The sequence below is a fragment of the Gilliamella sp. B2889 genome (genome assembly GCF_026536885.1).
In the GTDB taxonomy this organism is placed as follows: domain Bacteria; phylum Pseudomonadota; class Gammaproteobacteria; order Enterobacterales; family Orbaceae; genus Gilliamella; species Gilliamella apicola_E.
In genome coordinates this window covers 145,450-171,731 of sequence record NZ_JAFNNF010000004.1, presented here as the reverse complement: position 1 = coordinate 171,731, position 26,282 = coordinate 145,450, and the positions used below count along the sequence as shown (strand labels likewise).

Annotated in this window: 23 protein-coding genes; 10 read left to right on the top strand and 13 right to left on the bottom strand. The window is 34.7% G+C overall.

Features of this window, described 5'->3' with window-relative positions; genetic code table 11:
- Nucleotides 1-11 precede the first annotated feature (11 nt).
- A complete protein-coding gene (tyrA, locus tag J3U09_RS07870; RefSeq protein ID WP_267357745.1) occupies nucleotides 12-1,133 on the bottom strand; it encodes a bifunctional chorismate mutase/prephenate dehydrogenase in 1,122 nt (373 codons plus the stop codon).
- A 114-nt stretch (nucleotides 1,134-1,247) separates the two neighbouring features.
- Between tyrA and xthA the strand changes: the two genes are divergently transcribed.
- The 3 genes from xthA to J3U09_RS07855 all read left to right on the top strand — a co-directional run bounded on the left by xthA (nucleotide 1,248) and on the right by J3U09_RS07855 (nucleotide 5,202).
- Complete coding sequence (gene xthA / locus J3U09_RS07865) at nucleotides 1,248-2,054, top strand: exodeoxyribonuclease III (RefSeq protein WP_065563846.1); 807 nt, start codon at nucleotides 1,248-1,250, stop codon at nucleotides 2,052-2,054.
- Nucleotides 2,055-2,072: 18 nt separating this feature from the next.
- The gene (gene xseA, locus J3U09_RS07860; protein WP_267357742.1) at nucleotides 2,073-3,416 is read left to right on the top strand and encodes an exodeoxyribonuclease VII large subunit; all 1,344 of its coding nucleotides are present in this window, start codon (nucleotides 2,073-2,075) and stop codon (nucleotides 3,414-3,416) included.
- A gap of 109 nt (nucleotides 3,417-3,525) precedes the next feature.
- The gene (locus J3U09_RS07855; RefSeq protein WP_267357741.1) at nucleotides 3,526-5,202 is read left to right on the top strand and encodes a molecular chaperone HscC; all 1,677 of its coding nucleotides are present in this window, start codon (nucleotides 3,526-3,528) and stop codon (nucleotides 5,200-5,202) included.
- A 125-nt stretch (nucleotides 5,203-5,327) separates the two neighbouring features.
- Here J3U09_RS07855 and J3U09_RS07850 read toward each other — a convergent pair whose 3' ends face one another.
- Both J3U09_RS07850 and J3U09_RS07845 read right to left on the bottom strand, forming a co-directional pair.
- Nucleotides 5,328-7,943, bottom strand: coding sequence for a J domain-containing protein (locus J3U09_RS07850; protein ID WP_267357739.1), 2,616 nt, complete (start codon nucleotides 7,941-7,943; stop codon nucleotides 5,328-5,330).
- Nucleotides 7,940-8,638: a DUF1266 domain-containing protein gene (locus tag J3U09_RS07845; protein WP_267357737.1), complete on the bottom strand. Its 699-nt coding sequence runs from the start codon at nucleotides 8,636-8,638 to the stop codon at nucleotides 7,940-7,942. The genes J3U09_RS07850 and J3U09_RS07845 overlap by 4 nt, the downstream gene beginning before the upstream one ends.
- Nucleotides 8,639-8,881: 243 nt before the next feature.
- Here J3U09_RS07845 and dolP point away from each other — a divergent pair, with 243 nt between their 5' ends.
- Nucleotides 8,882-9,454, top strand: a complete 573-nt coding sequence (gene dolP, locus J3U09_RS07840) for a division/outer membrane stress-associated lipid-binding lipoprotein (RefSeq protein WP_065734991.1) — start codon at nucleotides 8,882-8,884, stop codon at nucleotides 9,452-9,454.
- Nucleotides 9,455-9,480: 26 nt separating this feature from the next.
- Here dolP and csdE read toward each other — a convergent pair whose 3' ends face one another.
- The 5 genes from csdE to J3U09_RS07815 all read right to left on the bottom strand — a co-directional run bounded on the left by csdE (nucleotide 9,481) and on the right by J3U09_RS07815 (nucleotide 14,154).
- On the bottom strand, nucleotides 9,481-9,891 hold the full coding sequence (gene csdE, locus J3U09_RS07835; protein WP_065563763.1) for a cysteine desulfurase sulfur acceptor subunit CsdE: 411 nt from the start codon (nucleotides 9,889-9,891) through the stop codon (nucleotides 9,481-9,483).
- A gap of 52 nt (nucleotides 9,892-9,943) precedes the next feature.
- Nucleotides 9,944-11,158, bottom strand: a complete 1,215-nt coding sequence (gene csdA, locus J3U09_RS07830) for a cysteine desulfurase CsdA (RefSeq protein WP_267357735.1) — start codon at nucleotides 11,156-11,158, stop codon at nucleotides 9,944-9,946.
- Nucleotides 11,115-11,993: a U32 family peptidase gene (locus tag J3U09_RS07825; RefSeq protein ID WP_065563762.1), complete on the bottom strand. Its 879-nt coding sequence runs from the start codon at nucleotides 11,991-11,993 to the stop codon at nucleotides 11,115-11,117. Before J3U09_RS07825 ends, csdA begins: the two co-directional genes overlap by 44 nt.
- A gap of 120 nt (nucleotides 11,994-12,113) precedes the next feature.
- Nucleotides 12,114-13,109, bottom strand: coding sequence for a ubiquinone anaerobic biosynthesis protein UbiU (gene ubiU / locus J3U09_RS07820; protein ID WP_065563761.1), 996 nt, complete (start codon nucleotides 13,107-13,109; stop codon nucleotides 12,114-12,116).
- Between the two features lie 349 nt (nucleotides 13,110-13,458).
- Complete coding sequence (locus J3U09_RS07815; RefSeq protein WP_065563760.1) at nucleotides 13,459-14,154, bottom strand: hypothetical protein; 696 nt, start codon at nucleotides 14,152-14,154, stop codon at nucleotides 13,459-13,461.
- Between the two features lie 699 nt (nucleotides 14,155-14,853).
- On the opposite strand from J3U09_RS07815, the gene suhB reads away from it, so the two are divergent.
- Nucleotides 14,854-15,657, top strand: coding sequence for an inositol-1-monophosphatase (gene suhB / locus J3U09_RS07810; RefSeq protein WP_267357733.1), 804 nt, complete (start codon nucleotides 14,854-14,856; stop codon nucleotides 15,655-15,657).
- Nucleotides 15,658-15,731: 74 nt separating this feature from the next.
- On the opposite strand, the gene J3U09_RS07805 is transcribed toward suhB, so the two are convergent.
- The gene (locus J3U09_RS07805) at nucleotides 15,732-16,046 is read right to left on the bottom strand and encodes a winged helix-turn-helix transcriptional regulator (RefSeq protein ID WP_416379940.1); all 315 of its coding nucleotides are present in this window, start codon (nucleotides 16,044-16,046) and stop codon (nucleotides 15,732-15,734) included.
- Between the two features lie 198 nt (nucleotides 16,047-16,244).
- Here J3U09_RS07805 and J3U09_RS07800 point away from each other — a divergent pair, with 198 nt between their 5' ends.
- Nucleotides 16,245-18,434 (top strand): heavy metal translocating P-type ATPase, encoded by a 2,190-nt coding sequence (locus J3U09_RS07800; RefSeq protein WP_267357729.1) that lies wholly within the window; start codon nucleotides 16,245-16,247, stop codon nucleotides 18,432-18,434.
- A 37-nt stretch (nucleotides 18,435-18,471) separates the two neighbouring features.
- Here J3U09_RS07800 and tilS read toward each other — a convergent pair whose 3' ends face one another.
- Both tilS and metC read right to left on the bottom strand, forming a co-directional pair.
- The gene (tilS, locus tag J3U09_RS07795) at nucleotides 18,472-19,779 is read right to left on the bottom strand and encodes a tRNA lysidine(34) synthetase TilS (RefSeq protein WP_267357727.1); all 1,308 of its coding nucleotides are present in this window, start codon (nucleotides 19,777-19,779) and stop codon (nucleotides 18,472-18,474) included.
- 11 nt (nucleotides 19,780-19,790) lie between these two features.
- Nucleotides 19,791-21,008 (bottom strand): cystathionine beta-lyase, encoded by a 1,218-nt coding sequence (gene metC, locus J3U09_RS07790; protein WP_267357725.1) that lies wholly within the window; start codon nucleotides 21,006-21,008, stop codon nucleotides 19,791-19,793.
- Nucleotides 21,009-21,105: 97 nt separating this feature from the next.
- On the opposite strand from metC, the gene J3U09_RS07785 reads away from it, so the two are divergent.
- Nucleotides 21,106-21,723 carry a 4'-phosphopantetheinyl transferase family protein gene (locus J3U09_RS07785; protein WP_065562962.1) on the top strand — a complete coding sequence of 206 codons (618 nt, stop codon included), beginning with the start codon at nucleotides 21,106-21,108 and terminating at the stop codon, nucleotides 21,721-21,723.
- Nucleotides 21,724-21,791: 68 nt separating this feature from the next.
- Here J3U09_RS07785 and J3U09_RS07780 read toward each other — a convergent pair whose 3' ends face one another.
- The gene (locus J3U09_RS07780; RefSeq protein ID WP_267357724.1) at nucleotides 21,792-22,565 is read right to left on the bottom strand and encodes a tyrosine-protein phosphatase; all 774 of its coding nucleotides are present in this window, start codon (nucleotides 22,563-22,565) and stop codon (nucleotides 21,792-21,794) included.
- A gap of 101 nt (nucleotides 22,566-22,666) precedes the next feature.
- Between J3U09_RS07780 and pepB the strand changes: the two genes are divergently transcribed.
- From pepB to J3U09_RS07765, 3 genes are all read left to right on the top strand, one after another.
- Nucleotides 22,667-23,947 carry an aminopeptidase PepB gene (gene pepB, locus J3U09_RS07775; RefSeq protein WP_267330545.1) on the top strand — a complete coding sequence of 427 codons (1,281 nt, stop codon included), beginning with the start codon at nucleotides 22,667-22,669 and terminating at the stop codon, nucleotides 23,945-23,947.
- A gap of 58 nt (nucleotides 23,948-24,005) precedes the next feature.
- Nucleotides 24,006-24,599: a tetratricopeptide repeat protein gene (locus J3U09_RS07770; RefSeq protein ID WP_267357722.1), complete on the top strand. Its 594-nt coding sequence runs from the start codon at nucleotides 24,006-24,008 to the stop codon at nucleotides 24,597-24,599.
- Nucleotides 24,600-24,809: 210 nt separating this feature from the next.
- Nucleotides 24,810-25,403, top strand: coding sequence for a tetratricopeptide repeat protein (locus J3U09_RS07765; protein WP_267357720.1), 594 nt, complete (start codon nucleotides 24,810-24,812; stop codon nucleotides 25,401-25,403).
- An 82-nt stretch (nucleotides 25,404-25,485) separates the two neighbouring features.
- On the opposite strand, the gene J3U09_RS07760 is transcribed toward J3U09_RS07765, so the two are convergent.
- The gene (locus tag J3U09_RS07760) at nucleotides 25,486-26,055 is read right to left on the bottom strand and encodes a peptidylprolyl isomerase (protein ID WP_220225316.1); all 570 of its coding nucleotides are present in this window, start codon (nucleotides 26,053-26,055) and stop codon (nucleotides 25,486-25,488) included.
- Between the last annotated feature and the right edge of the window lie 227 nt (nucleotides 26,056-26,282).

Here is a 26,282-nt window from a genome sequence, read left to right as displayed (position 1 = left end):
GCGAAGTAAAATTATTCTCGATTGTCATTAGCAAATTTTAATAATACTTGGCTCTCTTTTATAAAACGTTCAGCATAACTGCCAAACCATTTAGTTACTTCATTAAAATTTTCAATGAATTTAGTTTTATCTCGTTGTTCAATTAATTTAACCATTTGCCCAAAACATTCATAATAGCGTTTGATTAACTCAATATTTTCATCTGACGCCATGATGATATCGGCATAAAGAACGGGATCTTGAGCAAATAAGCGACCAACCATCATTAACTCCAAGCGATAAATAGGTGATGATAAGGTAATTAATTGTTCTAAATCAGCGTGTTCTCGTTGTAAATTTACACCATATGAGAACGAAGTAAAATGGCGTAATGCTTGAATAAACGACATACATTTGTCATGCTCTTTGGCATCAATCGCGCACAAATTGGCTCCCCAAATTCGCATCTGTTCAATTAACCATTGATATTGCTCAGGATATCGACCTTGGCAGTAGACAATGACTTGTTTGGCTAAATTTGGTACGTCCGGACCAAACATTGGATGCAATCCAACCACAGGCCCCGCGTGTTTGGCTAGCATGGCATGTAAAGGTTTGACTTTGATTGATGTAAAATCGGTTAAAATGCAATCTTTAGGTAACGGTGGTAATTGTTCAATGATTTCGCATGTTTTGTTGATAGGTACTGTAACAATAACGGCAGCGGCATCAGCGACAACTTCGGCTGCTTGATGCATGGTTTTTGAACCTAAGGTTTTAACTTCATAACCTGATAGGGTAAATAGTTTGGCAAATAATCTACCCATTTGTCCATTACCACCAATGATGACAATTGAGCCTTTGCCGTTGTAAACTTTTTTAAAACCTTTGTCGTTTTCACTTATATAGGACTCACGCATTAATCGGCGTAAAATATCTTCAATTAAGGCGGGTGATATACCTAAATTTTCGGCTTCTTGCTTACGTTTAGCTAACATATCGGCTTCACGTTTAGGATCATAAATCGGAATTCCATGCTCGCTTTTTACCTCACCAACTTCAGCAACTAATGCTAGTCGTTGACTAATTAAAGCTAAAATTGATTTGTCGACTTCATCAATTTTATGACGCAATGAAAGTAATTCCTTAGACATATTGTTGATCCTTTAATCACTAGTTATAGCTTTCGCTGTAATTGCTTAACAGTATAACGTATTTTTGGTAGCATGGGTCAATTGCAAAATTAAATCAAATACAATAAATTTATGATTAAAGTTTTATCTTTTAATATTAATAGTATTCGTATTAGAATCCATCAATTAGCTGCGATTATTGAAAGACATCAGCCCGATATCATTGGTTTACAAGAGACTAAAGTTCATAATGACCAATTTCCAATCGAAGAACTTAAGCAATTTGGCTATCATTTATATTATCACGGTCAAAAAGGTTATTATGGTGTAGCCTTATTGACTAAGCAAAAACCGTTGTCGGTCGAGTGTGGGTTTCCGACCGATGAAGATGGTGCTCAATGTCGATTAATGGTAGCTGAATTTCCTACTAGCAAAGGTAATTTGACCGTCATTAATGGTTATTTCCCGCAAGGTGAAAGTTTGCATAATGAAATTAAATATCCAGCTAAGCGTAAATTTTATCAAGATTTAATTGAATATATACAGGATCGACAGCTGAATAGCCAATTATCACTCATTATGGGTGATATGAATATTTGCCCAACTGATTTAGATATTGGGATTAATGAAAATAACCGCAAACGGTGGTTAAGTGCGGGTAAATGCTCTTTTTTACCTGAAGAGCGTGAATGGATAAATAATTTAATGGCAGCAGGTTATACTGATACTTACCGTCATGCCAATCCAGATACACAGAGATTTTCTTGGTTTGATTATCGTTCCAGAGGTTTTAGTGTAAAAACTGGATTAAGAATCGATCTTATTTTAGCTAGTGAAAAACTTATGCAATATTGCGGTGAAACCGGTATTGATTACGATATTCGTGGTATGGAAAAACCTTCCGATCATGCGCCAATTTGGGCTGACTTTGATTTAGATTAAACTTGTTAGGATAATAGTATGCACAATAGTTCGATTTTATCGGTAAAAGATCTTAATCAATTAGTTAAAGGTCTGCTTTCTGATGCTATTGGGCAAGTTTGGTTAGTTGGTGAAATTTCCAATTTTTCTCGTCCAGCTTCAGGTCATTGGTATTTCACTTTGAAAGATGATATTGCGCAAGTGCGCTGTGCCATGTTTCGTAATAATAATTATCGTACGGGATTTACCCCTCAAAATGGTCAACAAGTTTTAGTTAATGCCTCGGTAACTCTTTATGAAGCACGTGGTGATTATCAATTGGTTATTAATCAATTACAACCGGCTGGTGCTGGTTTGTTACAACAAAAGTTTGAGCAACTAAAGCAAAAACTGTCAGAAGAAGGATTGTTTGATCCGATTTATAAAAAGTCGTTACCTGATAATATTCGTACGGTTGGGATTATTACTTCGTCAACAGGTGCAGCACTACATGATATTTGTCAGATATTAAACCGGCGCGATCCAAGTCTGAATTTGATTATTTACCCAACGTCGGTACAAGGTACCGAAGCTGCGGCACAAATTGCCAGAATGATTCAAATCGCAAATATTCGCCAAGAATGTGATGTTTTAATTGTTGGGCGAGGAGGGGGATCGCTTGAAGATCTTTGGTCATTTAATGAGGAGCTTTTAGCTAGAGCTATTTTTGCTAGTCAATTACCTATTATTAGTGCTGTTGGTCATGAAGTTGATTTCACCATTGCTGACTTTGTTGCTGATGTGCGCGCAGCTACCCCATCGGCAGCAGCTGAGTTGGTTAGCCGGGATAAGCTAGAGCAGATAAAAAGTTTACAAGTTCAAGAACAATACTTATGTATGGCGATTGATTACTATTTAGTACGTCGACGAGAATTATTAAATAAGCGTTATCAACGATTGCAATCACAACATCCTCAAACTAAATTATCTAAGCAATTAAATCGTTTATTAACCAGTCGTCATGCTTTATTTGAAAATATGCAGCATTATTTATCTAAACAATCCTATCGTCATAATGTGTTGGATAAATATTTGTTACGTGTTTCACCACAACATAAAGTGCTCTATTATGGTCAAAACCTAGAGAGAAAACAGCAGCAACTGATTAATCTGGTTCAAAAAAGGTTAACGGATGCTAAGCATGAATTTGTATTAAAAACATCTCAGCTTAATAGTGTTAGTCCACTTGCTACTTTAGATCGTGGTTATTCAGTAACGACTAACCAGCAACAACAAGTGATAAGAACGGTTGAACAAGTGTCTATTGGTGACTTTATTTTAACCCAGCTTAAGACAGGTAAATTAATCAGCCAACTTGTTGAGATAGATAAAAAAAATAAGTAAAAATGCTCTTTTTTCAATAATGTTTAACTCAACACATTGGATAAAATTGCACCTCAAATAGTATTAAGGATATAATATCTGACATGTTGGAAAATACTAAGAGAATAAAGTGGTTATACATCCTCCAATAGGTATTGATTTAGGTACTACCAATAGTTTAATTTGTGTTTGGCAAAACGGCCAGCCGACACTAATTCCCAATTCAATAGGTGAAGTTGTTACTCCTTCAGCTGTCAGCATTGATGAAGATAATACCATTTTGGTTGGTCATGCGGCTTTATCTCGTTTAACTACTCATCCTAGTCGTAGTGCAGCAGCATTCAAACGTTTTTTAGGTTCAAGTAAAGTTTTTGAGTTGGGTGATAAAAAATTTACCCCAACAGAACTTTCAGCATTAGTTTTAAAATCATTAAAAGCGGATGCTGAAGCTTTCTTGAAACAAGAAATTCGTGATGTCGTGATTTCAGTTCCCGCTTATTTTAATGACGAACAGCGTAAACAAACTCGCTTTGCTGCTGAGCTTGCAGGATTAAACGCAGTCCGTCTAATCAATGAGCCCACCGCTGCTTCAATGGCGTATGGATTACATGAAGAACAATCAGGAAATACGCTGGTTTTTGACTTAGGTGGTGGCACATTTGATGTGACAGTATTGGAATATGCAATGCCAATCATTGAGGTTCATGCATCAGCAGGCGATAACTACTTAGGCGGTGAAGATTTTACCCATGAAATAGTTAAAGCATGTTTGAGTGAATGGGAACTTAAGCAAGAAGATATTCCTGTCGATGATTATGCGCGTTTATTGGATTTAGCTGAACAATTAAAATGTAAGCTAAGTGGCGAGCAAATGCATAATTTGACATGGTTTTGGCAAGATAAGCAATGGCAATTTTCATTAAATGAAGTAAGAGCTAAGTCAATTTGGTTGCCATTACTCAATCGATTACGAGCGCCAGTTGAACAAGCATTAAGTGATGCTCGCTTAAAGGCTAATGAACTCGAACATATTGTTTTAGTTGGTGGTTCATCGCAATTAGGTGTGGTTCGTGAGTTAGTGACAAAGTTATTTGGTAAACTGCCTTATCGTCATATCAATCCAACTACTATTGTTGCACAAGGTGCAGCTGTTCAGGCGGCATGTCGTTTGCGAAATGCCGATGTTGAAGAGGTTATTCTAACCGATGTTTGCCCATATACACTTGGTATTGAAATTTCTTCGGGTAATATTAAAGGGTTATTTTCGCCAATTATTGAGCGTAATACGATAGTTCCAACTTCAAAGGTCAAAACGTTTTACACTTCATACCCTCAACAAAAAAGTATTATGCTTTCTGTTTATCAAGGTGAGAATCCAAAGGTTGAAAATAACGTTTTAATTGATGAATTTGAAGTGCCAGTCACACCTATGGAAAAAATACAAGGTATTGATGTTCGCTTTAGTTATGATTTAAATGGTTTGCTTGAAGTCGATGTGGTATTACTTGAAACAGGGGCATTGCATGGTAAAGTGATTGATCACAGTCCGATTGGATTAACCGATAAACAAAAACAAGAAAGCCATGACCGATTAGCGGCACTTAAAATTCATCCTCGTGATGAAATGTTAAATCGTACTTTATTAGCAAGATTAGAGCGAGCATGGGCACAATCATTGGGTGATGAACGACTACTCATTGGCTCTTATATCGAAGCTTTTATGGAAGTCTTAAATCAGCAAAATCCTGAAGAGATAGAACAGGTTAGAAGCGAAATTGAATCGAATCTTAACGATCTTAATCGATAATCAGATAGATTTAAAATATCCCCTTTGGTCATAATTAAATAGCTTTTCAAAGGGGATTGTATACAAACGAGATAGTATACAAAGATGATAGTATACAAAGAAGATAGCATAAGCCGTATCTTTGCTTAGCTATCTAACGGTGGTCCATAGCGATTAGTTTGATTAATTGAGGGTGAGAAAATAGAAAGACGATATTTTCCGCTACTATATGCATCATTTGAACGTCGCCTAATTGCAAAAATAATATTAATTATAATTAATGCAAATAATATATAGTAAATCATATGATGAGATGATTTCACCCCACTTAACTTTATTATCAAAAAACTTAATATCGTGGTGACGCAACATATTTGATTATAAAAACCTTTGCCATTGGTTCGACCATTCCAACGCCATATTTGATGCGATTTATTTTTAGGCAGTGATTTTGCTTCAAGATTTTTTTGATTTTCAATATTTTTTGCTAGAAGCAGTGTAGAGCATAAACGTAATATTAGATCATTATCCGTATCACTTCTAATATTCTCCAATTTATTACTTTTATCATCATTAAAAATCATATTATCGTCAGATAAATTTTCATTAAGGGCTTTCAATTGTTTTAATGATTCATAAATATCACGATTTTTTTTCCTAAATGAGGAGGAGATTGATAGTTTGTTCTCAAATGCTTTAGCTAATTGTTGCAATGCTTCATCATCACCAGCTAATTTTTGTAAGATCTGATGTAACTCCTCTTTTTGATTCAGTTTATTTAAGATTATTGTATGGAGTAGCATTAAATATGCTGGTGAGTGGTTAGCTAATTTAGCTTGCCATAATTGATCTATATTTTGTTTGATATCGGTAAAATTAACATCCTCAGGTATATCAATAAAATATTCAATGGCATTAGGGTAATTACATAACATACTACTAGTTAGCTTGTTATTACAATCGATCAGATTATATAACTCAACTTCATTTTGCCATTCATTAGACTTAAAAGTATTTAATAGTGGTGTGAGTTGATCATCATCAGGCAAATGAAATAACTGATTATTTTTCCTAATGAAATTTGCAGCTTTAAACGGCGAATTACCAATAGTCACGACCAATAGACAATGACGATACCATTGCCAATATGCATCTTTATTATCAGTAATTAACTCGACTGGTAATTTGGGTAAATTATCTCGCCCTCTGAAATGAAAATATATTGGCCAGTCAAACATCTCCATATTGCGATAGTTAATATTTCTATATAAATTTAGTTTAGCTGTGTCTGGAATATCATCGAATCTATCTAGCCATAAACGACCAAATAAAACATATTCACCATTTTCATCTGGGTCAAACTTAGTTGGAATAATAGTATCATCATAATATAACCAAGCTTTAAATTCTTGGACTGGTGAAAGTTTTGTTAGCCATTCAAGGTGCTGTTTAGCCTGGCGTTGTAGATTTTGTAAGATAAATTGTTCAAATTGATCTTCAAAGTGATCATTTAAGATTGCATGTAATAATGTTTCATTACCGTGTCGTAACATAATTGCATGACGATATAAGCGATAAAAGCTACTGGTTCCATCATCATGTAATAATGTATATAACACTTGGCGATAATTCCAATTAATATCAGTTGCCCATCTAATAACATTAGCAATTTCTTCTGGGTAATCTTCTATTTTTAATTTAAATAATCGCGAGTTTGTAGATGTAGTAAGCTGGGGTATCGCATATAAATATTTATTATCAGTTTCAGCGGGTAGACAATGTGATTGATTAAGTGCAAGGAGCAGTAAAGGTAAATAATTTTGATGGTTTTTGGTACACCACTCAATTAACCAAATAGTAGCTTGCTCTTGATATTGTGGTAAATGATATAACTCTAACCAAAATTGAAAGGCATTTTCTTCATCTTCAAGTAAAGAATATTGTATTGCTGCAACAACTTTCCATTGATTAGCTTCATCTTGATTGGAATTAGCGATGCGAGTTAAAGCATACTCTAATAAACTTTTATTTTTCACTTTAGCAAAGCTATGCCAATTAGCTAAATCTTCCATCAATTCCTGGTTATTGGGTAAGTAAATCACAGTATGAATAGAAAAATACTTATTTAATTCCTTATAAGGTTTATCCCAAAAAATCCATTGCGCATTACGCACATAATTGATAGTTTCATTTTGTACTGCTTTATTATTTTTAGGTAGGCAGTTATAGTCAAACAAATCACCTCGTTCAATGTGATCGAAAAAATTCTCGTACATTTCAATTTTATCAGGATAGTGATCCATCACTTGTTGGCGCCAACGTAAATTTTCTGCCAATATTTTTACGCAATTAAGTGATATGGTTAATGTATCATAACTGATATCTAACATTTTCCATTTGGCAATATCTAATACAGACATTGGGTAATCAAAAAAGGAGGCAATAAACTTTTGCCATTCATCAACATCATTGCAGCGAGCAGGATCATCTAGTAAAGCTTGATAATTATCGCAGATCTCTTTGACTTGGCGTTCTTCTTCGGTAATGCTTACTTCCTCTTGCTCTTGATTGGACTGTTCATCTGTTTCTTCTGGTGACTTTGCGTATTGCATCGCCAATTCATAAGCTTCCCGTAAAGCTTTAAAGCCTACTGGATCTGTTTCGGGGTGATATTGAGGAAGTTTTGCTCGATAAGCATTACGAATTTCTGTTATATCAATGGTTTTATCAATACCCAATAATTGCCAAAAATTATTATTCATGACCAAGCATACTCCATTAAAGATTGTGGTTTTTCTATTTCTTCAAGTTCGATATACCAAGGTAAGTGATGATAGGGGGAGTCTTCATTGGAATATAACTTGGACATAGTCCAATTACGCGATGAGCGACATAATTCGCAACGTAGCTGCTCTAAATCTTCTTTATTGGATAATGATTCCCAATATTGATACCCAATAAACCATCCTGAAAAATAGCTTTGCCAAGATGAATAATAGTGCTGAGCTCGTAGCGCTATTCTATAAAAAATCCATAGTGCTTCATCTTCAGTAATGAACATATTGCTGGTGCCATTGCGTAATAGATAGCCCATTCTTGCATAATCAAAGCTACGTATGCCACCAACACCACACTCGGAATAGGTTTTTTCTACATATTCAATTAAGAATTTATCGTAATCGCAGTGTTTTTCAATATATTTAAGCCAATGAGGAGTGGTTAATCTTGGGTACATAAAATAGTGTTTAGATAAAGCCGGCGCATGACCATCATCAACCATATCAAAAATCATTGATAATAGGCTTTCTCGAGAGTCAATGCCCCAGTCTTTTTTCATATCAGTATAATTTCGTTCTGGATAAAAATAAGGTGAGGTATAACTTGCGCCTTCTTCTTTATTTAATGCAACCATTGGTGCAGATAATCCAAATAACCAATCGATACAATCTTGATGCATAGCTTAACTCTGTTAATGTTTATTATTAATCTGTGTAAAAAGATAGCAGATTTTATAGAAAAATAAATGTTTGTTTTAACAAGTAGAGTAATTGCTTTCTTGAGATATGTTAATTAAAAATAATCAAATAACTTTTACATTTCAGAATAATAAAATTATTTTGCAAATCATTATCTACAAGGCATAATAAAAAGAATTTATCAGTATTTGAATTTTACTGAGCTGTAAATAAAAGGAGTAATAATGAAAAAAATTGTCTTAGTTGCTGTATTAGTATCGGGTGCTTTAATGCTACAAGGTTGTGTCGCGGCTGTTATTGGTGTCGGCGCTGGCGCTACAGCAAAAGTTGCAACCGATCCACGTACTACTGGAACGCAAGTTGATGATACAACGCTCAATACCAGAATGAATAATAAGCTAAGCGAAAATGGTCCTTTCTTTATAGGCTCTCGTATTTCTTCAAGTACCTATGATGGCAATATTATTTTAACTGGCCAAGCGAATGCAGAACAAATTGAAAAGGCTGAACGTCTTGCATATCAAGTTGAAGGTGTGAAGAAAGTTTACAACCAAATTCGTTCAGGTGAGCCTGTCGGTGCTGGAACTATCAGTAATGATATGTGGATAACAACAAAAGTTAAATCACAACTTGTCATGAATTCCAAAACAAAAGCACGTAATATCAAAGTGGTAACTGAAAATAGCGAAGTGTTTTTAATTGGCATTGTTACCAGTGAAGAAGGGCAAGAAGCCGCTAATGTTGCAAGTAAAGTTGCTGGCGTGAAGAAAGTTGTTACATTATTCACCCAACGCTAATCATAAATAGTTAAAAAAAGGAGAATTTATTCTCCTTTTTTTACATCATTAGTTAACAATTTAATTCGTTCAATTATTTTATCTAGTCCTTGCTGCCTAGATTGACTCAATTCATCAATAATTTTTAACTGATTTAATATCGCGTGAAAATCAAGAGCCTTAATTTGTTCTGCATTTTTATTATTGGCAATCATAATTAAAACGGCGAGTAATCCTTTAACAATTCGACCTTCGCTGTCACCTTGAAAAATAAATGAATCATCAGGTTGTTTTTTGACTGTTAACCATACTCGATTTTCACAGCCATCAATCTGATTAGCCTCAGTTTTTTGGTCATCAGGAAACGCAGGTAATTGCTTTGATAAAGCAATTAATTGCCGATAACGATCTTGCCAGTTATGTTGCTTAGAAAATAGTTCAAATAGTGGTGATAACATAATAAAACCAGTTAGTAATTAGAGATAAAAGATAAGCGATTAGCGTAAAATCCTAAGTTAATACCTCAATAGCATTTTTCAGTGCTGTAACAAAACTATCAATGTCTTGCTGATTATTATATGGCATTATTGAAATGCGAATAACCCCATGACAGCCAAGTTTATCCATCAACGGCTTTGCACATAATCCACCTGTTCGAATTGCTATGTTTTGTTCACTTAATAAAATAGCGATATCATTATGATGAATGTTATGCATATTAAAGCTAATTATTGGACTATTCTTAACACTGTAGAATTGGATATGGTTCAATTCACTTAATTTTGATTCAGCGTAATTTGCCAATTGTGTTATATAACAATTTAATTGTGCTTCATCCCATTTTTTTAGCCAATCTAATGTTGCTTTAAAACCAAGTATTCCTGCAATATTTTGGGTACCAGCTTCGAATTTATAAGGCAAATCTTCGACTTCAAAATCTGAAAATGTTGTATTTTTCAACATTTTACCGCCACCTTGCCAAACGTCCATCTGTTCTAATAAATGTTGTTTTCCATATAGAACGCCAAGCCCTGTTGGGCCATATAACTTATGGGCAGAAAAAGCGTAAAAATCGATATCTAGCTTTTCAACATCAATTGGCTGATGAACAACACCTTGTGCACCATCTACCACTAAAATGGCATTATGCTGATGGACTAATTGACTAATTTTAACTAAATCTGGGCAAAAGCCAGTGACATTAGACATCTGGGTTATGGACACAATTTTAGTTTTGGGTGATAGTAATGATGAAAGTTCATTAACATCGGCAGTCCACTTAATTACCTTTGCACCAGTTTGTTTGGCTACGATTAGCCAAGGTAATAGGTTGCTATGGTGCTCTAATTCGCTGACAATTATTTCATCATCGGCCTGTAGTAAAGGTCTCGCATAACTTTGCGCAATTATATTTATAGATTCGGTGGTTCCACGAGTCCAAACAATTTGATGGCTTGATTGACTATGAATAAACTTAGCCACACTTTGCCGAGCTTCACTAATCGCTGTGGTAACTTTTAGTGCATCTTGGTGTAAACTGCGCTGTGCGGTTGCGGTATTATGTGCATAATATTCAACCGTTGTATCAATCATAGTTTGCGGTTTTAACGCAGTAGCAGCCGAATCAAGATAAACAGAGTTACTTAGAGCAGGGAAATCTGCCCTAAATTTTTCAGGTAGTTTATTGTGTAAGTTCAAGTCCAGCAATCCCATTCCAATAACCATTACAGTCTCTTTTATGTTCAATATGTAATGGGTTTGTGCCGTCTTCATTGGCTTTAAATTGTTTAACTATATCAAGCGTTTCAATACCAAGTGGTGAAATACGCACAATATCGACTAACCCTTTCATATCTTTAAGATTATTACCTAAATTGTAACAATAACCACTTTGAGTTTGAATGCCATTTAGTACAAACACCTTTTGTTGTTCTTGAGAAAAGACTTCTCGTCCTACAGGATATTTTATACAGCAAGTTTCACATTTATCTTTTGGTCTATCTTCTGATCTGGCTGTAAAACAACGAGCAGAATAAGCTAATGGCAAATAACCATAACTAAACACTTCAACCTCAAATTTACGATCAATTTTTAAAGAATCAAATTGGTTGAGAACATTATTTAACCAATCACGAGATAGTTCTACGGGCATACACCACCGCACCATACCTTGTTTTTGTAATAATTTTAGCGTAAATGCGTTGTAACAGTTAATCGCTGGGCCAGCGACGAAAGGTACTTTATTATCGTGGGCAATATTAATGGCAGCCAAATCATTAGCTTCAACTAAAAAGTCACCATTATTTACTAATTGTCTTAAATCGTTCAGTTCTGATGGCGCTTCCAGTAACGCAAGGGTAGAGAGTACTACTTGTTTACCAGACTTAGCAATTTCTTTGGCTAAATCTAACCAATTAGGTACTTTCATTTCACGGCGTTTGGTGCATACCGTTTCGCCCATATAAATGATATCAGCTTCACTATCTTTAGCGGCTTGATAAAAAGATTCAGTTTCAATTTTAGGCCAATAATAAAGCACTGGTCCTAATGCATATTTCATAGTTTTGCTCACTATATTTAAATTCTTGAATAGTCAATTGGCTAGCACATTAATATTGAAAACTACTAAGATTATTATATGTTTATTTTATTTTAAAATTTCAATATCAATGCTGACCAATTATTGCCATTTACGGTGATAAGCACCTAAAGTTGTTTGAGTCCCTTCTGAAACAGAGCCTAAGGTATCCATCCAATTCTTTTCAGCTTGGAATGCTTGTGGATTCGCTTTATAGCGATCAATAGCTTGTCTCCATACTTTTGTGACTTGTTCTACATAAGCTGGACTGCGTTGTCTTCCTTCAATTTTAACGGAAGCGATATTTGCAGCAAAAAGCTCCGGTAAAAGTTCAATTGTATTTAAACTGGTTGGCTCTTCAATTGGATGATAAAGTGTATTTCCAACAAAATAACGTCCCTTACAAAGTGTTGGATACCCAGCATTTTCACCTTGTTTATGACAATCAATTAAAACATTGTTGAGTCTTGATTCAAGCCCTTTATCGGTCTCTTCCCAACGGACAAATTTTGCAGGAGAGCAAGCGCCAACAGTATTTGGCGATTCACCTGTTAGGTATGAAGATAAATAACAGCGACCTTCCGCCATAATACATAAACTACCAAACGCAAAAACCTCTAAAGGCACGGGTGATACTTGTGATAACTGTTTAACTTGATGCATAGATAACACACGAGGTAAAACAATACGATGCACCTGAAAGTTATTATAATAAAACTTAATTGACTCCTCATTAGTTGATGAGGCTTGCACCGAGACATGACGCTCAAGATTCGGATACTTCTCAGCAGCATAATCAAGCATTGCTAAATCAGCAATGATTAAAGCATCAGCACCAATGTTAGCTGCAGTATCAACAGCATATTGCCATCGCTCAAAGTTTTCAGGATGAGCAAAGGTATTAATAGCTATATGTAATTTTTTACCGCGCTTGTGAACATAATCTGATGCTTCAACAAGTCGCTTTTCATTAAAATTTAAACCAGCAAAATGGCGAGCATTGGTATCATCTTTTAAACCAATATAGACAGCATCAGCTCCATTATCAATCGCCACTTTTAGGGATGGTAATGAGCCAGCGGGGCAAAGAAGTTCCATAATTATTCCTAACTTAAGTTCGGTATTTTATACGCCATATATTATGCAATAATTCCTAATTTAATGCGAATAATAAGCGAATTCCCAGACAAAAAAACATGTAACTTCATTTTTAATTTAAGTGTATGTATTAAATGATATTTTTACTAAAGCAAATGATTATGATTAATAATCATATTGAATTTAAACGGTAATAGTTAATATATGATAATTTACGATGTGATGAGTAAAAAACCAGATATTTATAATTTAAATTTCTGGTTTTTATAATCAAAAAAGAATTTTATAACCGATTGATTAAAATCAATCTTTTATATGGTTAGCATACTATATTGCTAATAATTAATTCTTATTTAAAAGCATCTTCAAGTTGTATGAAATTTTTTTCTGAATTTAATTGAGTTATACAATTATTGATTAATTTTGAAGTAATATTTTGGACCAACTGATAGTTATTACTTTCCCATGCATCAAAAGTTTTGGTTTTATCATCTAGCGGTAAACTATCGCTAGAACAAGTAAAAGTAAATCCATTGGTTTTAATGAATGTTTGGTAAATAAAATTGTATTTATTATCAGTTATACCATCATAAATTAGTTTAAATTTATAAGGTTGAATAGTTATGGTGTGTTCTTTTTGTTTGTTGGCTTTTATTTTTTTTAATATTGTATATAACTGAGGTTTTAAAAGCTCCATGGTTTTATTTGGTACTGAATTTACATAACTACCTTTTAAATCTGTTTTTGAAAAAGTATTTACATTTCCACCAAGGTTACCAAAAAATGCAGTGGCAAATTGAACCATTTTTACTCCAACAGCTTGTGCTGTATCACCTCGGGTAACAACGTTTAAATAATTATTAGTATCATTAATTACCTGCCCATTAATGGCATTTTCAGTTATTACATTAATATTCGTGCCATTATTTAAGGTAATTACTTCTGTTTCTACAATCTTTGTTCTTGGTAATGATTCTCTATTTCCAGAACATCCAAATAATATGAACAAACTACAACTTAATAAAGCGTATTTAAAAATTTTCATAATTTTATGTTTCCTTTTGTATATTTTTATTTCATCAAATTATTTTTTATCTCCATAAATAATAAGTTAATATTTGAAGCATCTTTATTATTCTATTGAATATGACATTTGTCTAGATTTTGTTCAGTATATTTCTGAAGAACATATTAGTGTGCTAGCTAAAGCAATTTAATTTATGATGGGTTTTATTTTTCAAAGAGCGCTAATCTTTTTTCCATATTCCGTTAATTCTTTATCTTTCCAGTTTGATTTTACCCAAGCTAGATAGGCTTTTCGTCTAGCTTTAAAACATTTAGGCTTTATACAAATAATGCGCTTCTTCAAATAGGTAGAGGCTTAGCTTACAAGACGAGAAAGTCTAAACTTAAAATATGCATTTTCATTCGAAAACTTCACAATTTAATATTTACACAGGTATTACACAAAATTTATAGTTTTATATTAAATCTATTAAATTCAAGTAAGTATGTTAAATTCATTAAATAGTATAATTATAACTTTTATCATTAAATTTTGTTTTTATATTACGCACCAGCTTATTTATTGCTTAGATTTTTACTTTTGCGATTTCAAATCTAGATCCCAACATAATCTGGCAATAAATCGATAAAACCTTTATACTATGCCCTAAATTTTAGTATGACTTTGTAAGTTTGCTAAATTAACCCGTTCTTTAACATCATCAATTGGAAGAAAATTATGCATCCGATGCTTAATATTGCTATTCGTGCTGCTCGTAAAGCAGGTAATGTTGCCATTAAGGTCTATGAAAATCCTAGTTCAATCGAAATTGATACTAAAGGTGCTAATGATTTTGCGACTAATGCAGATCGTGCCGCTGAAGCTTTGATTATCGAAACAATCAAAAAAGCTTATCCAGATCATACTATTATTGCCGAAGAAAGTGGCCTTGCTAAAGGTAGTGATGCTGATACGCAATGGATAATTGACCCAATTGATGGTACTACAAATTTTATTAAAAATATTCCACATTTCGCTGTGTCTATTGCTGCTCGTGTCAAAGGTAAAACCGAAGTGGCGGTCGTTTATAATCCAATGAGTAATGAGTTGTTTACTGCTGCACGTGGTAAAGGTGCTCAACTTAATGGTTATCGTATTCGTGTAAGTAATGCTAAAGATTTAGAAGGTAGTGTGCTTGCAACAGCTTTCCCTTTTAAAGCGAAACAACATAGTGATAGTTATTTTGCGGTTTTACAAAAGTTATTTACTAAATGTGGTGATTTCCGCCGTACTGGCTCAGCTGCGTTAGATCTCGCTTATGTTGCATCAGGGCGTTTGGATGGCTTTTTTGAAATTGGTTTAAAACCATGGGATATTGCTGCAGGTGAACTGATTTTACGTGAAGCTGGTGGTGTGGTTACCGACTTTGCTGGCGGTAACAATTATATGGTTTCTGGTAATATTGTCGCAGGAAACCCGAAAATTGTTAAAGATTTGCTGGTGACGACTCAAAACGATTGGCCAGAAAAATTACGTAATTAATTTTAATTTCTTTCTCTAAATGCAGGGATGTATTGTCCCTGTATCTATACTTGTCATTAACCACGAACAGTAATTTATTGATCTAATGCGGTCATTGAACAATTAACTTGTAAGCCTTGATTATTTAAATAGTCACTGCCCCATAAATACATTGATTCAAGTACTGGTTTTATACTTTTGCCAAAATTAGTTAAAGAATATTCAACTTTAGGTGGTACCACCGGAAAAACCTGTCGATGAATTAAGCCATTTGATTCAAGTTCGCGTAGTTGTTGGGTTAGCATTTTAGCTGTGGCCGTTGGAATTTCTTTGTGTAACTCAGAAAATCTCATGGCGCTTTTGGACATCAATTTCCATAGTATTAGCGATTTATATTTACCACCAATCATATTAATTGTGACATCAACTGGGCAATAGATAATTGTCTGGTCTTGTTTTTCACAATGGGGGTTGATAATCGAATTATTTTTCACTTGGTTATCTTTACAGTATCTTTTTGGGTAGTATATATCAAAAAGGTGCATTCTTGTTAAAAAGATAATTAATACTACAATATCTACCATACCTAAAATCAAGGAATGCCTCAAATGAAAACTATCGAATATAATTTTTTTGTTGAAGAGATGAGCTGCGCATCATGTGTTAGCCGTGTAGAAAAAGCATTAAGAAAGATTGATGGTGTGATTGATGTTAGTGTAAACCTTGCAACTGAAAAGGCCACCGTTAAGGCTAATGCTGATGTTAAATTAGAAACTTTAATGGCAGCAGTTGATAAAGCTGGTTACCATGCAGTGAAGATTTCCGAGCCGGAAATTCACGCTAAAGACGTGAGTAAGCAAGCATCAGTTTGGCCGATTATTATTTCGGTTATATTTGCACTTCCTTTTGTTTTGCCGATGTTACTTGAATTATTTGGAATTCATTGGATGATGCCCGCTTGGCTGCAATTAGTGATTGCTTCGATTGTACAATTTGGACTTGGCGCTAAATTTTATCGTAGTGGTTTTAATGCAGCTAAAGCATTGTCTGGGAATATGGATTTACTTGTTGCAATTGGTACCAGCGCTGCTTATGGACTTTCTCTTTATCAGCTTATTATTGGTCATGCCGATCACCTCTATTTTGAGTCATCAGTGGTTATTATTACCTTGATCTTGATTGGTAAATGGTTAGAGTCAAGGGCCAAACATCAAACGACCCAAGCGATTGAGGCACTTTCTGCGCTTCGCCCTGAAGTAGCATTAGTTCGACAAGGGGAACAAGAGGTGAGTTTGCCAATAAGTCAGGTTAAGGTTAATGATGTGGTGGTTATTAAACCCGGTGAGCGAATACCCGTTGATGGTATTGTTCTTGAAGGCGCATCAAGTTGTGATGAGTCTATGTTGACTGGGGAAAGTTTTCCGGTTACTAAAACACTCAATAGTACCGTAACCGGTGGAACTATAAATGGTGAAGGACTATTAATTGTAAAAACAACCGCTATTCAAGCTGATTCTATGTTGTCTAAGATTATTGCTATGGTTGAGTCAGCCCAAGCGAAAAAAGCACCAATTCAGCGTATTGTGGATCGGATTAGTGCTATTTTTGTACCCGTCATTTTATTGATTGCTTTAATTACATTGCTTGCTTGGGGCTTTATTTCTTATGATTGGCAGCAAGCTTTACTTCATGCGGTTGCCGTGTTAGTGATTGCTTGCCCATGTGCGCTAGGGTTAGCAACGCCAACAGCTATAATGGTTGGTACGGGGGTTGCTGCCCGTCATGGTATTTTGATTAAAGATGCCGAAGCACTTGAGACCTTACACAATATTAATACTGTAGCATTTGATAAAACTGGCACATTAACAATCGGTAAACCAGAGTTAGTTGAGCTAGATGTGCTGGGCATGGAAACAGCCGATCAAATCCTTTCTGTTGCAGCATCTATGCAAGCAGGTAGTGAACACCCACTAGCTAAAGCAATATTAGCTAAGGCTAAATCCTACAGTTATGCACAAAATATTACATCAATCGCGGGTTCAGGAGTGATGGCAACGATTGATAGCCATGAATATTATTTAGGCAGTCTGCGTTGGATGAAAACGTTAAATGCCTATTTTGTAGATATGCAGGATAAAGTTAATGAGCTTACGCAAAAAGGTTACACAATCTCATTTTTAGCCAAACAGCAATCAGAAAATAGTATTGTGATATTAGCCATATTCGGTTTTTCTGATGTTATTAAGCCTGAAGCGAAAAGTGCTATTGATGCATTACGTCAATTAAAGGTAAATACGGTTATGTTAACCGGTGACAATCAACAAGCTGCTAATTATGTAGGACAGCAATTAAATTTAGATAAAGTTATTGCTGAAGTTTTGCCTCAAGATAAAGCAAACTATATTTATCAATTACAAAAAGATAGCCAAAACAATAATCAAAACAATAATAAAGTTGCCATGGTTGGTGATGGTATCAATGACGCACCGGCTTTAGCTGCCGCTGATATTGGTATTGCAATGGGGACGGGAACTGATGTCGCAATGCATACGGCTAGTATTACTTTAATGCGTGGCAATCTATTTTTAATTGCCGATGCTATCGATATTTCTCGAAGAACTTATAATAAAATTAAACAAAACCTATTTTGGGCGTTTTTCTACAATTTAATTGGCATACCTCTCGCTGCTTTAGGTTTTTTAAATCCAATGATAGCTGGTGCTGCAATGGCACTGAGCAGTGTGAGTGTGGTGACAAATGCGTTGTTGTTGAAACGATGGAAAGCTCGTTCTGAATAATTTGATATTTTGTAAATTGAGGAGACGGATTGTCTCCTTATTGTTTATTTATAAGGTTAAACCCAACTTGTGATCCTTTACCTTGCTCAGTAACAAATACCCCAACTGCGGTAATGAGTTGTTCATTATAATAAATTAAGGGAATACGCGTGCGCATCCAAGGTGGAATATGATGCTCTTGCCACAATTTTTTTATCGAGCGCGATCCCTGGCGTTGAACAATTTGAAATTGCCCTTGAGCCTGAAATCGGACTGATACGGTTTCATCATTTTGTGGTAAACGACAAGTTAAATTGGTTTGGTAATTGGGCTGCAATATACCTAAATTATCCGGCAAAGTTAGCGAAGCGGTTAAATCCCAAGGTAAAATTTGTTGCTCAATATCTTGATACAAAGGTAACAAATAGAGCTGATTTTGATATCGGCGAATTTGCCAATTATGTAAAATAAATCGCGGGTTAGCATCTTGTTTAGCTTGAATAACCGTATGCCAAATTAGTGAAAGTTGCTTTTGGCTTGGCATTCCAATATGTTGCTCTTTGAACCACATTCGCAATATTGCATTACGTTTATATTCTGAATAATCATATAATGGTTGAAGGTTAAGTTGCTTCTTATCGCCAATAATGTTTTTAAATTCTGGAAATAAAATTTCATGTATTAATGCTTCTTGCTGTTGGCATAACTCTGCACTGCGAGCAACCATTTGTGAAAAATGAGGCCAACGATGATTAAGTGTTGGTAGAACATTTAAACGTAAAAAGTTGCGATCATAATGGTCATCTTGATTACTTTCGTCCTCTATCCAACTTAATTGGTGTTGATTGGCATATTGCTCAATTTCTTGACGTGAAATTGTGAGTAATGGTCGAAGGTGTTGACCATTTTCAAGTGGCATACTTGATAATCCCGCTGGACCACTGCCACGTTTTAAGGCTAGAAAAAAAGTTTCACTCTGATCATCAAGATGCTGAGCAGTACATAAAAATTCATTATTTTTTAAATGTTGATAAATGGCTTGATAACGGGCTTCTCTAGCTTGTTCTTCAACATTGCCTGCCGTTTTATCAAGTTTGACTTTTTCAATAATCAAAGGGACTTGCCAAACTAGGCATTGTTGTTTGCAATGTTCAGCCCAATTATCGGCATTTTGACTCAAACCATGATGGATATAAATTGCTCTGAGTTGCAAATTTTGCAACTGTCGCTTTAAGTTGACTAATGCTTGCATTAAAACGGTTGAATCGACTCCACCACTAAAAGCAACTAGTAGCGATTGCCGACCGTTTAGATGTTGTAAAATAGTTTGTTCAATCACATTGTCGCTCTTTGTTTGATGACCCATCTGCTATCCATTTATACTAAACTTTGTAATGCATTAACCTTGTTTTTATGTAGTTTGATTCTATCCAAACCAGCAGCCAAATCGGCAATTAAATCATCAGGATCTTCAAGACCGATATGTAATCGGATTAACGTACCCGTGAAATCAATGCCGGATATTGGTCGTATTTTTGCTAGATCTTCGGGTTGGTTGGCCAATATCAGTGATTCGAATCCACCCCATGAATATGCCATTGAAAAGTGAGTCATATTATCTAAGAAATCAGATAATTGCACTTCGCTTAAATGATCGTTAAGTACAAAGGAAAATAGACCACTGGCGCCACTAAAATCACGTTTAAAAAACTCATGTCCTTTACAACTCTCAAGTGCTGGATGATTAACGGTTGCCACTTTGGGGTGATTAGCTAACCAATTTGCCACTTTTATACTGCTTTCATGATGTTGTTTTAATCTAACGGCTAAAGTTCGCAATCCTCGTGCTGCCATATAAGCGGTATCTACATCACACATTTGCCCCATTAAATAAGAACGTTCACGTAATTTATCCCAACAGCGTTGATTAGCAACAGCCGTTCCTAGCATGGCATCTGAGTGACCAATTAAATACTTTGTACCGGCTTGAATTGAGATATCAACATCATGCTCTAATGCTTTAAATAAAACACCTGCTCCCCATGTATTATCCATCATAATTACAATTTCTGGATTCACGCTGCGGATTGCTTTAACAATTGCAGGCACATCATGCAGTTCCATGGTAATTGAGCTTGGTGATTCAAGAAATACCACTTTAGTATTCGGTTTTATATATTTAGTAATATATCGACCAATGAGTGGCGGGAAATAATCGGTTTCCACTCCAAAATCTTTAAGTATATGCTCGCAAAATTCTTGGGTTGGTTCGTAACTGGCTTCTGATACCAGAATATGATCTCCTGCTTTTACAAAAGCTAAAATGGCATTTGCAATTGCTGCTGCTCCACAAGGATATAGGTAACAGCCTGCTCCTCCCTCTATTTCTACCATGGCATCTTGCAAAGCAAAATGAGTTAAAGTGCCACGACGACCGTAAAATAGAGCCCCTTTAGTCCGATTTTCCATTGCTTCTTTTTTTGCTTTGATTGAATCAAAAACTAGCGATGAAGCTCGCTGAATAACGGAATTGACTGCACCTTGGGTATAGCGTTTTTTTCGACCAGCATGAACTAATTTTGTTTGTAATGACATGATGCATCCTTAGTGATCTGATAAATTTCGATAACAGTTAGCATAGCATGCTGTTAAAATAGTAAAAAATAATTTTTGTTTAAACTGGCTTACACACATGGTAATTGTCAAACTTGCCCATTTAGATTCGGTGGAATTAAATTATTCTCTGTTATCACCACAAGTTATTAATGATGCGGAATCGTTAAATGGAACACGTAAAAAACAGTTTTTAGCTTGCCGTTCAATATTAGCGAGTTTGCTTAAACAGTATTGCCATATTGATACTTTGCCGAGGATGATAATTGCCGACAATAATCGCCCAGGCTTTTTAGATAGTCATCTTCCTGATTTTAATATCAGCCATAGCCAAGATTGGGTAGCAGTTGCAATTTCGCTTAATGGTAAAGTTGGGCTCGATATTGAAGTTTCTCGACAACGTCAAAATTATCTGAATGTTGCCAAAAGTTTTTTTGCTAATGATGAATATCAGTGGATGTTAGCGCAAAGTAATACTTTAAACGCCTTTTGGCAACTTTGGACATTAAAAGAATCGGCACTTAAACTATATGCCAAAGGGGTTTGGCAAATGAAATTGGTAAAAGTAGATATTGAAAACCAATTAATTAGCGCGCCGTTTGGTCAGCATTTTTATTATCATTATCAACAACAGGCACCAGTTCATCTTGCTGTAAATCATGATAAACCTATCACAAATTTTGTCTTACAATCTTAATGCATTAGCAATTACTTACTGACAGCTTTTTGATAAACGTAAGGTGGCTGTCCAAACATTAAGCTAATTTAAATCAAATAAATATCTTGAAGAATTTTTTTGTTTTTATCGTCCAATTGATATTCTTTTGCTAACCAATTATCGATAGTGTCATAACGTTTTTTTATTTCCTCAATAGCTGCGGTTAAAAACTCTTTTTTAGCCGCAAAGATGATCTTATGTTTTTCAAGTTCTTCTGGCGATAATTTACTTTTATTTTCGCTAAGTACGGCTTCACGATAGTCGTTTAAATAGCGTTCGGTAAGCAAATAATCTTGCATAACAATTTCTTCACTCACACCTAATGCAAATAAGGTTAAAGCGACACCGATACCAGTTCTATCTTTACCTACAGCACAGTGTTGGACTAAAGGTCTTCCGTTAGCATTAAGTAATAGTGATGTTAACTTTTTATACGCGAGATTATTAAAAGGTAACAATTGATAAAGCTTAACCATAAAATCAAACGGTGAGTATTTTTTTAACACAAAAATATCCTTACCTTGTTCACTCGTTAAACTTGCCGTAAATTCATCACTTAATGGATTGGCAGGGATATTAATATATTGGCTATTGTTCCAAAGATTATCTGGATGACGATCGATTTCATGTTGATCGCGATAATCTAAGACATAATGTAAATTAAGCTCATCAGATAAAAAATCTTTTTCATCATCATTTAGGCGTGAAAACTCACCTGAACGATACAACATTCCAGTTCGAATTTGGCGACCATCACTAGTTTTAATTCCACCTAAGTCACGAAAATTAATTCCATTTTTGATCGGTACAACTGATGTCATTATAGGTCCTTATTTATGCTTAACTTTGCTTGCTATATTAGCATGTTTCTGATTAGAATTGATTCATTGTTTTCGCATTATTATTGCTTGAGGAATTTATTATGTCGATGTTATCTATATTACTTTCGGAAAAACCTGCTCCATCAAAGTGGGGTAAAGATGCATTACTCAGTTTTTCAGAAGATGCTGTTACTATTCATTATCGACCTGAGCATCGGCATGGTGCTATTCAACGAGCTGCACGAAAACTAGATAATCAAGGTATTAGATCGGTTAAATTGAGTGGTGACAATTGGGATTTAGAGTCATGTTGGCATTTTTGGATGGGTTATCGTAATGCCAAGAATAATAATAAAATCAGTTGGCCAAAGCTAAGTAATAAAGATAAACAAGAACTAAAAAATCGCTTAGCCATTATTGATTGGTGTCGAGACATTGTTAATCAACAAGCGGAAACATTAAGCCCTTTCGAACTGGCAACGCAAAGTGCAAACTTAATTAGCCATTATTCCTCTGATGTAGCTTATAACATTATTTCAGGTGAAGCATTAAAAGAGCAAGATTATATGGGGATCTACACAGTTGGCAAAGGGTCTCAACGACCGGCTGCCTTGCTTGAGCTTGATTATAATCCTACTAAAAATCCTAAAGCACCAATCATTGCTTGCTTAGTTGGCAAAGGAATTACTTTTGATTCAGGTGGATATAGCTTAAAACCAAGTAGTTTTATGGAATCAATGCGATCGGATATGGGGGGAGCAGCATTGGTGACAGGGGCTCTAGCCCTTGCGATTGCACGTGGAGTTAAACACCGTATCAAACTTTATTTATGCTGTGCAGATAATTTGGTAAGTGGTAATGCTTTCAAACTTGGCGATATCATTCGTTATCGTAATGGTAAAACAGTGGAAGTTGATAATACCGATGCCGAAGGGCGTTTGGTTTTGGCTGATGGATTAATTAGTGCTGATAATGATAACCCCAATTATATCATTGATTGTGCAACCCTTACTGGGGCAGCAAAGATTGCTGTAGGTAATGATTATCAATCATTACTTTCATTTGATGACAAATTTGCTAATCAGTTATTAGCCAGTAGTCAAGCTGAACATGAAGCCTTTTGGCGATTACCATTAGCTGATTTTCATCGAGCCCAATTCCCATCTTCGTTTGCAGATATGGCAAATTCTGGATTACCGAACACCGCTGGTGCAAGTACAGCAGCGGCATTTTTATCCTATTTTATTAAAAATTATAAAAAAAATTGGCTCCACATTGACTGTTCAGCAACCTTTCGTAAAAGCGCAACCGCATTATGGGCAACAGGTGCAACAGGTATTGGTATAAGAACACTTGCTAATTTATTAAGCAAATTGTATTAAATTGTAATAAAATTGAATCGCTAAATTATTTATAAATATATAAGGAATGAGGAATAGTATGAAAAAGTTATTAACACTGATAACCCTTTTATTTTCAGTTTCTGTCTATGCAAGTGATTGTAAAACAGAATTTGAAAAAGAAAATTTTGAAAAAGCTTTTGAGGCATGTACAAAAGAAGCGGCGAATGGTGATTCTGTTGCACAGTTTTATTTAGGGGTTATGTATGATAAAGGCGAAGGTACTGAAGAAGATAAACAAAAAGCTTTTAATTGGTACTCTAAAAGTGCTGAACAAGGTGACTCTGATGCGCAATTTAATTTAGCGGTTCTGTATGATGATGGCGAGGGTGTAGAGCAAGATAAAGAAAAAGCTGTATTGTGGTATACAAAATCGGCAGAACAAGGTGATGCCGATGCTCAGCATAATTTAGCTATTATGTATGATGAAGGTGATGGTATAGCTCAAGACAAGAAAAAGGCAGCATTTTGGTATAAAAAAGCAGCAGATCAGGGCAAAGCTGAATCAATGAATAATTTAGCTGTTATGTACTATGAGGGCGAAGGTGTTGAAAAAGATAAAGCTTTAGCCAAAAAGTATCTAAAACAAGCTTGTTCATTGGGGCTACAAATTGCTTGTGATAATACTTTGTAGAAATAATTAAATAAATTAGAAAAACTATCTTCAATATGAAGATAGTTTTACACAAAAGCATTTATTTCAATTAATTGAAAAGCGTTTGATTATCTTTAATCTTGATAATTAAAGGTGAATTTAAGAATTATTTATAATATTTATCAATAATTTTATAGGTACTAAATTTCTAATTAAGCTATTGTTGATTATAGTGAAATAAGGAAAGCCATGAAAAAAATATTATGGATTATATTATTATTTTTTCCCGTCGTTCACGCTAGCCTGTGCGAACTAAATTTTCATAAAATAAATTTTGAAAAGTTTTTCGCTCAATGTCATCAAGAAGCAGAACAAAATAACCCTAATGCTCAATTCAATTTAGCACTTGTATATGATGAGGGTAAAGGCGTTGGGCAAGATAAACAAAAAGCAGCTTATTGGTATACTAAAGCGGCAGAACTAGGTCACCTTGAAGCCCAATTCAATTTAGCGCAGATGTATTATCAAGGCGATGGAATTGAGCAGGATAAACAAAAAACTCTTTTTTGGTACACTAAAGCTGCAGAACAAGGTTACTTAAATGCTCAAAACAATTTAGCAGCTATGTATTTTAATGGTGAAGGAACCGAAGCGGATAAACAAAAGGCATTTTTTTGGTTTGAAAAAGCGGCCGCACAAGGTAATCCTTTTTCACAGTACAATGTCGCCATCATGTACTATAATGGTAACGGAGTGGAGCAAAATAGATCGTTAGCTAAAGAGTATTTCAAGCAGTCTTGTGATCAAGCTTTTCAAAAGGCTTGTGACGAATTAGAAAAATAATACTATTATTTGATGATTTGAGAAAAACCACCTTAAATCATTAAGATGGTTTGCATGAAATATTTATTGGTTTTAAATAAACTTATTGTTTATCTTCAACAACTGTAACTTTTTTAATATAAACTGGCTCAACAGGCACATTTTGATGTGGTCCCATACGTTTAGTTGGTACATTCACAATTTTATCAACAATATCCATTCCTTTGGTGACTTTTCCAAAAACAGCATAGCCGTATTTTTCTGGTCCTTGGTAGTTGAGGAAATCGTTATTCACAACATTAATGAAGAATTGGCTAGTTGCGCTATCTACTGCATTGGTTCTTGCCATTGCGATAGTTCCACGATCATTTTTTAAGCCATTATTAGCTTCATTTTTGATGGGTTGTTTAGTTTCTTTAAATTTTAATTGATCATCAGCACCACCACCTTGAATCATAAATCCAGGAATGACACGATGGAATGTTAGATTTTCGTAATAACCACTATTGGCATAATCAAGAAAGTTTTTCGTAGTGATTGGAGCATGTTCGCTATCTAACTCAACTTCAATATCGCCCATGCTGGTTTGAATTAATACTTTAGTATCAGCCAAAGTAATGGTTGAAAAGAGGGTTAATAATATTCCTATAAATAACACTTTGATTTTTTTCATTTTATGAATCCTTATTATTATATTGCCGGCAAATTATACCTAATATTGGTTTAATTGAAATCATAAATATGCAAAATCAATTAAAATTTTGTGTGGTAAATCGCAATATTTTTCTAAACCAGTAAAAAATGACTTATATTCACTATAATCCAGAATATTATTAAATTGATATTCTTCTTTATGACTATTTTTAATCCATTAATTAGCTCAAAAACCCCGTTCCTCAA

Excerpts from the sequence above, each read along its gene's own strand:
- tyrA (WP_267357745.1), bottom strand. The coding sequence starts at position 1,133 with ATGTCTAAGGAATTACTTTCATTGCGTCATAAAATTGATGAAGTCGAC.
- J3U09_RS07770 (WP_267357722.1), top strand. The coding sequence starts at position 24,006 with ATGAAAAAGTTATTAACACTGATAACCCTTTTATTTTCAGTTTCTGTC.
- suhB (WP_267357733.1), top strand. The coding sequence starts at position 14,854 with ATGCATCCGATGCTTAATATTGCTATTCGTGCTGCTCGTAAAGCAGGT.
- J3U09_RS07765 (WP_267357720.1), top strand. The coding sequence starts at position 24,810 with ATGAAAAAAATATTATGGATTATATTATTATTTTTTCCCGTCGTTCAC.
- tilS (WP_267357727.1), bottom strand. The coding sequence starts at position 19,779 with ATGGGTCATCAAACAAAGAGCGACAATGTGATTGAACAAACTATTTTA.
- J3U09_RS07780 (WP_267357724.1), bottom strand. The coding sequence starts at position 22,565 with ATGACATCAGTTGTACCGATCAAAAATGGAATTAATTTTCGTGACTTA.
- csdA (WP_267357735.1), bottom strand. The coding sequence starts at position 11,158 with ATGGTTATTGGAATGGGATTGCTGGACTTGAACTTACACAATAAACTA.
- csdE (WP_065563763.1), bottom strand. The coding sequence starts at position 9,891 with ATGTTATCACCACTATTTGAACTATTTTCTAAGCAACATAACTGGCAA.
- J3U09_RS07815 (WP_065563760.1), bottom strand. The coding sequence starts at position 14,154 with ATGAAAATTTTTAAATACGCTTTATTAAGTTGTAGTTTGTTCATATTA.
- J3U09_RS07785 (WP_065562962.1), top strand. The coding sequence starts at position 21,106 with ATGGTAATTGTCAAACTTGCCCATTTAGATTCGGTGGAATTAAATTAT.
- ubiU (WP_065563761.1), bottom strand. The coding sequence starts at position 13,109 with ATGGAACTTCTTTGCCCCGCTGGCTCATTACCATCCCTAAAAGTGGCG.
- xseA (WP_267357742.1), top strand. The coding sequence starts at position 2,073 with ATGCACAATAGTTCGATTTTATCGGTAAAAGATCTTAATCAATTAGTT.
- J3U09_RS07850 (WP_267357739.1), bottom strand. The coding sequence starts at position 7,943 with ATGAATAATAATTTTTGGCAATTATTGGGTATTGATAAAACCATTGAT.
- pepB (WP_267330545.1), top strand. The coding sequence starts at position 22,667 with ATGTCGATGTTATCTATATTACTTTCGGAAAAACCTGCTCCATCAAAG.
- J3U09_RS07800 (WP_267357729.1), top strand. The coding sequence starts at position 16,245 with ATGAAAACTATCGAATATAATTTTTTTGTTGAAGAGATGAGCTGCGCA.
- J3U09_RS07825 (WP_065563762.1), bottom strand. The coding sequence starts at position 11,993 with ATGAAATATGCATTAGGACCAGTGCTTTATTATTGGCCTAAAATTGAA.
- J3U09_RS07760 (WP_220225316.1), bottom strand. The coding sequence starts at position 26,055 with ATGAAAAAAATCAAAGTGTTATTTATAGGAATATTATTAACCCTCTTT.
- J3U09_RS07805 (WP_416379940.1), bottom strand. The coding sequence starts at position 16,046 with ATGATTGGTGGTAAATATAAATCGCTAATACTATGGAAATTGATGTCC.
- metC (WP_267357725.1), bottom strand. The coding sequence starts at position 21,008 with ATGTCATTACAAACAAAATTAGTTCATGCTGGTCGAAAAAAACGCTAT.
- J3U09_RS07845 (WP_267357737.1), bottom strand. The coding sequence starts at position 8,638 with ATGCATCAAGATTGTATCGATTGGTTATTTGGATTATCTGCACCAATG.
- dolP (WP_065734991.1), top strand. The coding sequence starts at position 8,882 with ATGAAAAAAATTGTCTTAGTTGCTGTATTAGTATCGGGTGCTTTAATG.